We start from the raw sequence: 12,839 nt of genomic DNA, 5'->3' as shown, positions 1-12,839 counted from the left end.
GGGATGGAAAAGTATCTTCGTATATTGGGCAAAGGCGATAGGGTTGGATTAACCTTGATTCGCCTGAGTATCGCGATTGTTTTTATCTGGATTGGTTTATTAAAATTTGTACCTTACGAAGCCGACAGCATTACGCCGTTTGTCGCCAATAGTCCGGTAATGTCATTTTTTTATGAGCATCCAGAAGAATACAAACAACATTTAACCCACGAAGGTGAATTCAAACCGCAGGCTCGTGAATGGCAGACGGCGAATAACACGTATACGTTCTCAAATGGCCTGGGCGTAGTCGAAGTTCTTATCGCTTTGCTGGTGCTGGCTAATCCTGTTAGCCGTTGGTTGGGATTAATTGGCGGCGTTCTGGCATTTGCCACACCAATTGTTACCTTATCATTTTTAATAACCACTCCAGAGGCATGGGTAATGCCACTGGGTGATTTACACCACGGATTTCCGTACTTGTCAGGCGCCGGACGGTTGGTGTTGAAAGACACGTTAATGTTGGCGGGAGCAGTGATGATCATCGCAGATTCATCCCGATCAATAATTAAGCAGCAGTATTGAATTTTTAACGTTGTGCCCTCTGTAAGATAGTAAGCCACTATAGTTCGATTCGGTACTTACCGGGCCAGCAGGATGCTGGCTTTTTTTCTGCCTTAAGGTAAATTTATTAAGCATATATAAATTGCAATTATTCAATTTAGAAGCATAACGAGTCAGGGCTATATTTTAGTTAATGATAGAGTGCAGTAAACATCTTCTCTTATCCCCCGCGATAGCACGCCAACCCGCATGTTGCGTAGCCCCTCCATCATGATTGCTTTATTTTTTTTCTGTACAATTCTTGCTATTTGTTATCTCAAAACCTCATTTTAAAAATTTTGTTATTCGCTTTTGTTATAGCCAGTACGCAAGTTCGCGTGGTTTTAGGCCTGGCTTGAGCTAGAATTAATCCTGATTAAATGTTTTTACGTATCAATAACTGACTAAAGATAGTTAAAAACTTAATTTTTAACCAACTGTTTGACATGGAATCCACTATGGTAATTAAGCACCAGGGGTGGATGCTGATCTCGCGTTTTGTGAGTAACCAAAGGCGGGACATATCTTAAATATGGAAATAAGGGTTTTAGAATGAGCTTTGGCTTAGCAAAGGAAGACAAGTTTGAAATCATCGCTATCCTTCGTGAAGAGCTTCATAAGAAAACGAAACTGGAAATCCTGTGTGGAGACAGTAGCGTTATCACGCAGTTAGAGAAGATTGATTTCGAACGGTTTGTCATCTCCGGACACGGAGACATTGTTCCTGAAAAGGTCCAATACTTTATCCTGCACAGTGAAAGCGGGATTGTAAAATTTAGTGCCAGGTTCGAACAAACCTCGTCAGCAGGTGCGGAAGCAGGATTATCCTACTTCATCCCGGATATGATTTTCTTTGCCCAGCAGAGACAAAATCAGCGTTTTTCATTCCTGAAGGGTTATGACTTTTTCTGTTTTGGTCGTTACAAAAATGGAGAAAACTACTCTCTCAAGATTAAAAATATCTCGCAGGGTGGTTGTGCGTTAATCGTTAAAGATGTAAACGCCCGTTTTCTTTATAAAGATGCGGTGATTAAAAGTGCATCTCTGGATTTCGATACCTTTGGAAGTTTACAACTGGACTTAAAAGTGATCGATGTCGTCCCGATCAATGAATTTGATGAGGATAATCAGTTGTATTCCTGTCATCAGATTTCATGTGAGTTCGACTTTAAAAATCGTCGTGAAGAGACTGAAGTCGAGAAAATCATTATTAAATTTTTAATGAGTAACAAGATTAGAAGCTTATAAGGAACGGTGAACAGGATGTTGATGTGTGGCAGTGATAATTTTGTGGGCAATGGTATGTTTGCCTACCTGACCAGCAAACATGTACCGATACAAACATTCCAGTTTGAGGATATGTTGCATCAGTCATCATTATGCCAGCATCAAACCATGGTTTTTAATATCATTGATAATGAACAAGCGTGTTCAGACATTGTTCAGTTTTTGAATAAAAACCGATTCAAATTTTATAATAACGTCGTGGTGATTGTTGCTGATAGTTTGGTGGCGAAATTATGCGTAGAGTTATTATATGTCGAAAAAACAATAGTTTTGACTGAAAAATCTTCACTGCGTGATTTTGGTCAATTGGCAACATTATCAGTCGGGAAATGGAACCCCCGACTGTATCGTTCGCAAAAGAGATTAACCGAAAGAGAACAGCAGATCCTGAACTTACTGGTAAGTGGTTATACAGCCAAAGAAATTTCTGAGTTAGTTAGCCTGAACTATAAAACGATTCAGGCACATAAGATGAGAGTCGTCGCCAAGCTTGGCCTGACCAATACCTCTGATTTAAATAAGTTAATTGTCAGATTTACCCATCGTATGTCTTTTTTACCCTAACCTGACCATTCTTTTCTGATGTAATACACCTAATAGTAGATACAATTTGGGAGTGATTTTGACTGGTTTTTAATTTTATGATTTGTAGAGGGAGAGGGGAATGTTTAATTCCAATGAGGTGCTAACTGCGCTTGAAAAGGCTTTGAATACCAGTCAACTTTATATGGTTTATCAGCCTATTTTCAATTTGCATGCCCAGCGTATAAGCGGATTTGAAGCATTAATGCGTTGGAATAGTCCTCAGATGGGTATGATCTCTCCCGATGTTTTTATTACCTTACTGGAAGATAGCGGCAATATTATTTCCATTGAAGATATGGTTACTCACTCTCCGTGGGATGTTGCAACTTCCTGGCCTGACCCCATTGTATTATCCGTCAATATTTCCGCGCTTGAATTCTGCGATCCTCTGTTACCCCAACGCGTCAGACAAAATCTTGCCACTTCCGGATTGCCGGTCCATCGATGCCAAATAGAGGTCACGGAAACGTCACCGCTGTGTGACAGCCAGATTGCGGCTAAAAATATGACGGAATTAAAGGCGATAGGGGTCAAGCTTGCGCTTGATGATTTTGGAACCGGTCATGCTAATCTTAATTACCTGTTGAAATATCCTTTTGATACCTTAAAAATTGATAAGGAATTTGTCACCGGTATTGAGCCCGACACCCGATCAACAAAGATTGTTGAGGGTATTATTTCCCTGGCGCATAATTTTGGCATTGAAGTTCTTGCCGAAGGGGTGGAAACCCAGTCCCAACTGGAGCGGTTGATGCAGATTGGTTGTGACAAAATTCAAGGCTTTTTCATTTCTCCCCCGGTGCTGGCAGAAGAGATCCCTTCACTCTTAGCACAATATAATCGTTAATCCCTCCTTTTCACGTTTCCCAACCCCCTTGGTTGTTCCGCGTTGCTGTTAAGTCTGCAGGCCTGATAAGCGTAGCGCATCAGGCGGCCCTGAACGGCAAAAAAAAGCCCCCTGCAGAACAGGGGGCTGGTGAGTTTATGTCAGCTTAGAACGATTTCTTAAAGCCGATAGAGGCATTGACCGGCGCTTCTACCTGCGATTTACTGCCGCCGTTGCTGAATTGCGTACCCAGCTCACCGTAGACCTGCAGGTTTCTGTCGATGGACCATGACAGGCCGGCTGCAACTTCAGTGCTGGAGTACTGCTGTGAAGATTCCAGCGTGGTGGTGGCTACCGCATTGCTAAAGTGTGTTTTGTCTTTTGAGCCCAGACCCTGCCAGATGTTTACCCTGCCGTACGGCTGGAATTTGCCATGGTTGGTGTCATAGTCAGCGACCAGACGCACGCCCAGACGCGCGGTAAAGGAATCCGCAGTATCCATTTTCACTTTCGTTGGGGTCACACCATCCAGCGTGCTGTTATCAAAGTCGCTGTACTGGTAGATCAACTGAGCCTGAGGTTCCAGACTCCATGCGCTGGCACCTAAACGGAACGATTTACCTACCTCTGTCGACGCCGTCAGCGTGTTGCCTCTGACCGTATACGAGCCGTTGTTACCGGTCGCTTCCAGGCGGGATTTATGGTTACCGTACTGCAGGACGTTATCAACATACATACCGTCACCCGAGAACCAGGTAGCATAGCCGCCGACGTAAAATGCGTTGTCGTCGATGTTACCGCCTTTGCCATCGCTGCCTGTCTTCGTGCCTTTTACGTTGCTGTCGATATCAAGGATGCTGGTATACATCCCGGCTTTCCAGCTTTCGTTAGCATACATATCAATGCCGACCTGAATGCCCATGGTATGGGAGCTGGTTTGCGTACCGGCCGCGTCATCCAGTTTGGTTTTGCCGGAGTAGCCAATCATTCTTGCCCACGCGCGATTGTCTTCATCAATGCCCGGTTTAACCTCGTCACCCATACGTTGGTGCATGTTACCCAACAGGCTAATATCACCCTGACGTACGACGCTGGCGAGGCCAGAGTACAGCATGGTTTCTGGACGGTATTCACTTCTCAGATACCAGTTCTCACCCTGGCCCTGAGCATTACCCGCATGCAGTTGGTACTCAAACGCACCTGCAGCCATACGATCGGCGGCAAGATGGAAGGCATCCCGCGACGTTTGTGCGGTGGTGGTTGCGCCATTGAGCGCTGTCACCACTTCGATACCATCCCCAATGGTCGGCGCGCCGAGACCAGAACCATCGACATCCAGCAGCGTGCTACCGCTGGCTTTACCGCCATCGATAATCAGACGGTCGGCAATGCCTGCGCCGCTACCATTCTGGATAGCCGCCATGTTGATAGTCCCTTTTTCGCCGGTGTAATCCCCTTTGACGGTTAAGGTTGTGCCAGTCTGCTGACCGATGAGCGAGACATCGCCACCGTTGCTCAGGCCTGCTACCGTTTGGTTGTAACCCTGAGTGTTCAACGTGGTGTCTGCGACCACATAGTGGTGCGATGCGCTACTCAGGGTGTTGGCATTACCCGCTTGCAACACGCCGTTGGCGATCAACGTCGCGCCGCTGTAGCTGTTTTCACCTTGCAGCTCGGTAATGCCGCTACCGGTCTGATGCAACTGGCCTTTACCACTGATATTGCCGGTCAGCGCCAGGGTATCGCCACGATTGACGTTGAGTACGCCGTTATCAACGACATCCCCCTGAATGCTGCCGATATCACCGCCGTTACCCAGCTGTAAAACACCTTGTTCGATGGTGGTGCCACCGGTGTAGGTGTTATCCAGCGTCAGGGTGAGGGAGCCTTTACCGGTTTTGGTCAGTTGACCGTTACCCTCGACTTCAGTCAGCAGAGAAACGTCATGCCCGTTGGTGTCGAATGTCCCGCCTCCGGATTCCAGCGTCACCTGACGGGCAGTATCAAACGCTTCGCCATACTTCAGCGTACCGCCATTAAAGGTAATTCCCGTATCTGCCGCACCCAGGTTGGTATCGCCCGCTACCTGCAGCGTCCCGGAGGTGATGGTCGTTCCGCCGCTGTAGGTGTTGTCGCCCGTGAGGATGAGGGTACCGAGATCGCCTTTATTCAGGCCACCGGTACCACGGATAACGCTGTCGATAGTCGCGGTGTAGTTGGCGCCGTCTACTGTGCCATCGCCAACGCGAATCAGGGTGTTGGCCGTATCGGTGGTAATGGCTTCGCCGCCCACGCGATAACCATCGGTGGCGAACTGCGCGCCGCTGATGATGACGTCGCCTTTGCTGTTATCGACGGTCACGTTGCCTGCTTCACCCTGGAAGACGGCAAACGCGGCATCGGTAAACGGTGCGTTCAGCGCGCCTTCCGGCGTCGATTCATCGGTAGTCCAGTTGTCGTTACCCTGGCTGGATTGCCAGATACCGTCGCCGCCGTTGATGACGCCGTTGTTTTTCAGCTCGCCATTCTCACCACCGGTGCCGTCCCAGAAGCGCAGCGTCAGTCCGGCGTGGTTGACCAGGTTGACCTGATTTTTCACCGATGTCTGCACGTACAGGCTGTCAGCCGCTTCCGGCGCGTTAGCAATATCCATCACATTGTTGGTCAATGTGCCGGTGTAGTTGATGACGCGATAGACGCCGACATCAAAGCTGCCGCCCGGTGAGGTTTCAATGTTGAGCTTACCGTCGAGCGTCAGATCGCCATTTACGTCAATCAAGTCGTTGAAAGCACCGCCCGGGGTGTAAGCCTGACCAAACTGATAATCCAGCTGTGCGTTATCACTGAGCGTCAGCGAACCGGTAGTCAGTTTACCCACGCTGTTGATAGCTGCACCCGCAGTAATATGCGCGTCGTCCAGCACATCAACCGCGCCGCCAATAATCCCGTTACCGCCGAGCGTTGCCCCGGATTTCACTGTCACCTGGCCGGTAGCCGCAGACTGATTACCGTTGACCAGCAGCACGCCCTCATTGACGTCCGTGGTGCCGGTGTAAGTATTGTCGCCGGTCAGCGTTAACGTACCGTCACCGATTTTCACCAGACTACCGTCGTTGCCGCTGATAATGCCGCTGATGGTGTCATCAAGATGCAGATTACCCAGCGACAGCTCTTTATTGCCCAGTTCGACATTACCTGCGCCGGACAACGAGCCGATCGATGTTGCGCTGTCGACTGCGCTGATATCGACCTTACCGCCCGCCAGGTTTTTAACGACGGTATTTTCTGCCATCGCCTGGTCAGCGAAGGTCATCAGTCCGCTGTTGTTCACGGTGGCATTGCCGCCGCTGGCGTCTTCTTCCAGCGCCAGAGTACTGTCTTTTGACACGTTAACCGTCGCGTTGCCCGCGGTGGAGTTGTTGGTTAACACCGCTTTCGCCGTACCCGTCAGGTTCAGCATTGCGCTCGCTGCGGTGACGTTATCTGCCAGCGTTAACAGGCTGTCGGCGATGTTCATAGTCAGGGATTTCAGGCTGGTATCTGTCCCGCTGACATTGAGCGTCGCGCCCTTATTGACGTTCACGGTGCTGCTTTCGTTACTGCCAAAGGCTCCGGTTTTGCTGACGTTGACCGTCACATTGTTGGCGTTTCCGGTACCGGCAATTTCTGTGTCGCCTTTGTAGCTGTTTGCGCGGTCGAGCGACAAGGTGCTGCCCGCATCGCTAGAGCTGCTGGTGACTTTCAGTTTACCGTCGCCAGTAATCTCACCGGTTGGCGTGAAGTGGTGCGAATTGAGATCGAGCACCGCTGCGTTCTCATTCGCTCCCAGCTCGATGGTGCGATTGCTGGTCAGGTCCGCGCCCAGTTGCAGCGTTGAACCGTTATTGATTGCCAGGTCAGTTCCGCTCTGGCCGAGATTGCTGTCGGAGGAGATCTGCAACGTGCCGCCATCAATACGCGTGCCGCCGCGATACTCGTTATCGCCGCTGAGGATCAGACGGCCAAGGTCGGTTTTCACCAGCGTCAGCTTGTCAGCAGTACTGGCTTCGCGGATAACAGACTCAATGGTCGCGGTATAGTTTTGCCCCGCGCCACCGGCGCCAACGCGCAGCAGCAGTTCGCCTGTTCCCGGCGTCTGGCCTGCGTGGGTCGCGTTTTCAGTGGTGGCATACGCGTTAAGCGCATCGCCTTTAACGACATAGCCATCGGCATCAAACTGTGCCCCGGAGAAGTTAACTTCTCCCGCGGCGTTGTCCACGGTAACTGTACCGCCTTTGGTGGTGAAGACGGCGAAGGACTTCTGTGCCCAAGGGGCGTTACCTTCACCGGTTGCGGTGGTCCAGTTGTTATCACCCTGGCTGCCGATTGCCATCCATTTGCCATCGCCACCGTCAATTTTGCTGTCGCCTTCAATACCCGACGCGCCGTGGCTCTGATTGACGGTTGCGCCGTCCCAGAACTGCAGGGTAACGCCGTTGGCGTTCACCAGGTTGACCTGTTTGTCGATGGAGGTCTGGACAAAAATATTGCTCTTATCCTGGCTGTCCGGTATTGCGCCTAATTCCAGCGTCTGGTTATCCAGCATGCCGCCGTAGTTATAGATACGGTACACACCCGGTCCGAAGTTACCGCCCTGTGAAGTGGTGACATCCAGAGTCCCGTCCAGTTGCAGATCGCCTGCGACGTTAATCAGATCGTTTAGCGCGCCGCCTGGCGTATAGGCCTGACCCAGTTCGAAAGCGGAAGTCGTTTTGCTACCAAGCTGCAGATTACCGTTAATGGATAACGTACCCGCACCACTGTCACCGGCGCTGAGGGTCGTGGCATCGTTCATCAGCACGTTGCCGCCGATAGTGCCATTACCGCCAAGTGTGGACGTGCCGCTAACGGTGGTGGCACCGCGCGCCGCACTTTGATCGCCATTCACCAGCAGCGTGCCGTTGGTAACGGTGGTGTCGCCGGTGTAGATGTTGTTACCGTTCAGACGGGTAATGCCGCCGCCGATTTGCTGTAGCGCGCCGATACCGGAGATCACGCCGTTGAGCAGCACGGTGTTGGCGCGATTAATCGCCAATATACCGTTGTCGATAATGTCTGACACGGCGCTGACTTCGCCTGTATTTCCGCCGTCGCCCAACTGCAGCGTACCGGTTTGAGCGATAGTGGTAGAGCCGGTGTAGGTATTGTTAGCGGTGAAGATCGTGGTACCGCCCGCCGCACGTTCGAACTTCCCGTCACCGCTGATGATACCGCGATAAATTTGCGCCGCTGAAGCATCACCCTGGGTATCGAAGATAACCCGGCTACCTGTGCCCTGGGTCGTAACATTGTAATCGCCAATGCTTGCGGCAGTACTGGTCGGCTCGACGTGGTCGCCGGTGCTCAGGGTTGCGCCATTGTTTACGGCAATGGTTTTGCTTGCCAGCGTCAGGTTTTCTACGACCCGGACATCTGCGTTTGAGCCGCTGATGGTCAGCGAATCCCAACCGGTGCCGATGTTGGTACCAGTGGTCAGATTGTCGCTCACCAGCGTACCAATCTTCGCACCTTTCGTATCTGTGAAGGTGAGGGCGTTGCCGCTACCTGCTTCAGTAGTGATATGGCGTGTTTTATCCAGCGTCACATTGCCGATGTTAGCTTTATTGTTACCGCCAGTACCGGCGAAATTCACTTCGCCAGCATAGGTGCCGCTACTCCAGATAAAGGTGTCCCGGCCTTCGCCGGTATTGATTACGCCGCTGGTCACACCGCCGCTAATATCAATGGTGTCATTGCCTTTACCGGACTGAATGGCTACGGCCGTGTCGTTGGTAGCCTGCAGGGTTCCCCTGTTGGTAACGGTTTTACTGCGGTCGCCGCTGGCGTCAATCACCGGCGAGGTGGTGCTGGCAGAGATAATCTTGCCGGTGTTGGTGACCGCGCTGACGTTCTTCGCGATGATCGCCGAACCGCCTGCGCTGCTATGCACGTTGATGTCGGCATTGGTGGTGATACGACCGCTGGTATTTGCGCGGATACCGCTGCCTTCGCTGTTTAGTACCTCAATGGTATAGCCTTTGCCGATGGTCAGATCGCCCGTCACCGAACCGCCATCGCGTTGCTCAAAAGCAAAGCCGGTACCTTTCCCGTTGACGTTGAGGATATTGTTCAGCCCATCTTTCATATTCAGCGCCACGCTGGTGCGGATCCCTGGGCCATCGTTGGCATTGATGGTCACGTCGTTGAGCGTGATATCGGTGTTGTTGGCATCGTTTTGAATGCCAGCACCAGTCCCTTTCGCGCTGATAGTCACACCTTTTGCAGACAGCTTACCGGCTCCCGTATCGAGACGAATACCATCGGCCGTACCATTGGTCGTGATGGCATCGCCGGTAGTACCGGTAATACTCAGGCTTGCATCATTGGTCAGCAGAACCCCTGCGGTTCCATCATCAACGGCTACCTGGCCCAGTCTTTTTATCTGGGCGCTGGCACCTGAAGCCAGTACGCCAATACCGTTGCTGACATGCAGGGCTCTGGAAGAGTTGTTAGTTAAGCTCCCGCCTTCTTGCACATCAACGCCGATGCTGTTTACGCTGTCCAGATCGATAACCGATTTGGTGTTGAGGATCAGGTTACCCAGATTCCTCGCCACATAGGCGATAACCTTGTTGCCGCTGGTTTCAGAGGTAATGCTGGCATCAGAGGTGAGGGTTGTCTCCACCGTTTTACCCTGTTCGGAGCCGTTTAAATTATGCCCCTTGCCGTCAACAATCCCGGCAGTGGTTCCTACACCGGTCAAATTGATGATGGTTTTATCGCTAATATTACCGCTTGCACCGCCTTCAATCACAATGGCAGTTGCGCCCATCCCCCCAATGTTGAATGTCGCTTCACCGGTGACAACGTCAGTACCTTTCCCTGTACCCAGTACACCAACAGAGTTGTTACCGCTGAGTGATAGTTTTAGATCGGAGTAAGCTCCGCTCACGGGGTCCTTACTGTTACCGGCAAATTTGGCACCCTCAGCAACACGGAAGATAGTGGTATTAACCTGACCATTATCATTCATCTCCGTCTTGCCAATGTTAGCGACAGCATTGGAGCCGTATAAAAAGTAGCCTATCTGGTCGGTGCTGTTAAATACAGGGCTACTGTCGTTATTGATATTCGCCGTCGCACTGCCACGAACGTGCACCCCGATGTCCCCGGTGCCCTTCAGCGTAATACCGGAAGAGATATCCGCAATCGCCTGCTTTCCAGCGGAGCCTTCAACCCAAATAGCGTAGTTACGCTCGTTGGTACTACCTTCACCGTTCACTGTAATTTGACCGGCCTGGCTGGTGGTGACTTTGGCATCCGAGCTGTCTGCACGAACATGAATGCCAATATTACTTTTGCCGTTAACATTAATCTGGCCGTCATTACGAATAGTTTGACCAGCATTTGCGCCGCTGTTATGCACCGACATCCCGTAGTTTGACAGTCCGGATGTCGCACCATTAACTGAGATTTCGCCGGAGTTGATAACATTCCCGCTCGCACCAGCGACCAGTAAGCCGGCTGCGTTACGTACGCCGGTTCCGAGGGTAATTTTCCCTTCGTTAGTCACAGTCCCTGCGCCGCGCACATGGATACCTGCGCTGAGGTTAGCGCCGCCAGTCAATTCGACATCCTGTGCGGTGTTAGAACCATCACGACCGAGATAAATCGTGGCGTCAGTACTGTTAGTGAAATTGGCATTTTCAGCCACTTCAACGCCATAAGCGGTACCTTTCCCGAAGGAGGCGCCGTTGGCGTTACCGTCCACCACATTGATCGTTTTGTTGTTAACCCCGGTTGAGTCTCCTGACAACAGCATCCCAATGGCCAGCGTAATTGGCGTTGTTACCGTGGTATTGGTATCCCAGGGGTTGGCCGCAGAGGCGGTACCATAGTTACCTGTTGTGACAGCCTGGTTTATGATGCCATCGTTGGTGACAGTACTGGTCCCTTTGCCCTGCATACCGATAGCGCCGTAGCTATTTACAGACTGTCGTCCATCTTTATCGATGAACAAACCGGAGTTGATGGTGCCGGTGTTGGTTGCCGTAGCGTTTTCCGCCAGCATACCAATCGCCAGACTGTGGCCTGTGGAAGTACGCAGTGCGTTGAGGGAACCCTGGTTCGTAATGACAGCGCCATCTGCGCCTTTCATCACGCCATTAATGCTGCCATCTACCGCCAGCACAGAATCTTTGGTCACAGTGCCGGTCGCACCCGCGCCATGCGCGTAAACGGCGTGCAGCTCGGTATTACCGATCGTGGCGTTATTGGTATGGCTTTTACCATCCTTCCAGACCTGGTATTGCCAATCAACCGAGCCGGTTACGGTATCGGATTGCAAAACGCTGCTAATCAGATCCGCATACCAATCTTCAACGTCTTTGAGCGACATCGTGCCGCGATTGGCATCCAGCATCAGCTGAAGTTGACTGACCTTTTGCCCCTGCGAATTTAAAACCGTTGCATCACTTTCGCCCAGCAGCCAGTCGTTAAGATCGCCCAGTTCCTGAGTATTGGTGATATCAAACTCCTGAGTGCCGGTTTTCACTGCATCACCGTTGCTATCGAATCCGTAGGTATCGATAGTCAATACTTTGCCGAACTGGTCCATTGTCTGAGAACCGTTAAAGGTTTCGTTCGGGACGACGGGGGCGGCGCCAAAAGAGATGTAGTTATCGGAAATCCAGTTAACCTTGCTGCCTGTACCGCTGGCTTCAAGCAAGGCGCTATTTTTGGCAAGGAGTTTGATGGTGTTTTCTGCATCGCGGGCATTTTTCTGATCGTTACCAATGTTCAGATTGGCCGTCGAACCGTTGCTGGCCTGCGCAATGCCAAAGTTGTTGTAGATTTTAGAAAGGGTTGAGTCATAGGTATTTAACGTTATGCCATCTAACGGAGTTTCGGTCAGATAACGAACCAGTTCATCGGTGTTGTAGACCTGCATAGCCGCCGGGGTTTCTAATGCAGGATCGATAATGGGAATTTCTTTATCTTGCGTAGGTGTCGTTGTTGGCTGGTTGAAGTAATACTTTTTCAGATCTTCAACTTCGGTAATCGGGGTGCTAACGCCCCCAATGTTCGCTGTGAGCGTAATCTTCTTTTGATCTAGCAACTGCTCAATAGTCGCTGATTCGACCAGTCCGGTTTGGCCTTGTTCAATTTGCGGCAATGCGCCAGTGACGTTTAACACTGCACCGTTAGTGGTGTTCTGGTAGAGGAAGCCATCATTGTGGATGTTGTCCTTCGTGCCCGGTTGAATAACAATATTGTTATAATCAACGGAAATATCATGATCGCCAGTATTATCCGCCATAACAAGCGGAGAGGTGCTGAGTAATGCCGTTGCTGCCAATACTGCAACCGTTTTACGCGAGCTGCTTTTTTTCTTTCCTTTGGTTAATTCAGAAACGACTACCCAGATACCGAGCGCCGCGTTCCAAATAATGCTGTAAACTTTGTTCATATATAACCCTCGTCTACATTCCTGTTATGCATGTGTTAATACATTGAGTTGTTGGCTATGGTTGGCACGCGG

The 12,839-nt window shown here is 50.8% G+C and carries 5 protein-coding genes; 4 read left to right on the top strand and 1 reads right to left on the bottom strand.

Going from position 1 to position 12,839, the window contains the following annotated elements; all coding sequences use genetic code 11:
- Window positions 1–3: 3 nt before the first annotated feature.
- From rclC to OGY06_RS08205, 4 genes are all read left to right on the top strand, one after another.
- Window positions 4–564 carry a reactive chlorine resistance membrane protein RclC gene (gene rclC, locus OGY06_RS08220; protein ID WP_003831145.1) on the top strand — a complete coding sequence of 187 codons (561 nt, stop codon included), beginning with the start codon at window positions 4–6 and terminating at the stop codon, window positions 562–564.
- Between the two features lie 570 nt (window positions 565–1,134).
- Window positions 1,135–1,830, top strand: coding sequence for a flagellar brake protein (locus OGY06_RS08215; RefSeq protein ID WP_003831147.1), 696 nt, complete (start codon window positions 1,135–1,137; stop codon window positions 1,828–1,830).
- 21 nt (window positions 1,831–1,851) lie between these two features.
- Window positions 1,852–2,433 (top strand): helix-turn-helix transcriptional regulator, encoded by a 582-nt coding sequence (locus OGY06_RS08210; protein ID WP_185879271.1) that lies wholly within the window; start codon window positions 1,852–1,854, stop codon window positions 2,431–2,433.
- Between the two features lie 100 nt (window positions 2,434–2,533).
- On the top strand, window positions 2,534–3,301 hold the full coding sequence (locus OGY06_RS08205) for a putative bifunctional diguanylate cyclase/phosphodiesterase (protein ID WP_003831149.1): 768 nt from the start codon (window positions 2,534–2,536) through the stop codon (window positions 3,299–3,301).
- Between the two features lie 145 nt (window positions 3,302–3,446).
- Here OGY06_RS08205 and OGY06_RS08200 read toward each other — a convergent pair whose 3' ends face one another.
- The gene (locus tag OGY06_RS08200) at window positions 3,447–12,767 is read right to left on the bottom strand and encodes an autotransporter outer membrane beta-barrel domain-containing protein (protein WP_286605058.1); all 9,321 of its coding nucleotides are present in this window, start codon (window positions 12,765–12,767) and stop codon (window positions 3,447–3,449) included.
- Window positions 12,768–12,839: the final 72 nt, after the last annotated feature.

This window comes from Citrobacter sp. Cpo147 (assembly GCF_030332405.1).
Classification (GTDB): Bacteria; Pseudomonadota; Gammaproteobacteria; order Enterobacterales; family Enterobacteriaceae; genus Citrobacter; species Citrobacter portucalensis.
This window is presented reverse-complemented; position numbering and strand designations above follow the sequence as displayed.

Bases quoted from the DNA above. Each gene is read 5' to 3' on its own strand.
- OGY06_RS08205 (WP_003831149.1), top strand. From the start codon at position 2,534: ATGTTTAATTCCAATGAGGTGCTAACTGCGCTTGAAAAGGCTTTGAAT.
- OGY06_RS08200 (WP_286605058.1), bottom strand. From the start codon at position 12,767: ATGAACAAAGTTTACAGCATTATTTGGAACGCGGCGCTCGGTATCTGG.
- OGY06_RS08215 (WP_003831147.1), top strand. From the start codon at position 1,135: ATGAGCTTTGGCTTAGCAAAGGAAGACAAGTTTGAAATCATCGCTATC.
- OGY06_RS08210 (WP_185879271.1), top strand. From the start codon at position 1,852: ATGTGTGGCAGTGATAATTTTGTGGGCAATGGTATGTTTGCCTACCTG.
- rclC (WP_003831145.1), top strand. From the start codon at position 4: ATGGAAAAGTATCTTCGTATATTGGGCAAAGGCGATAGGGTTGGATTA.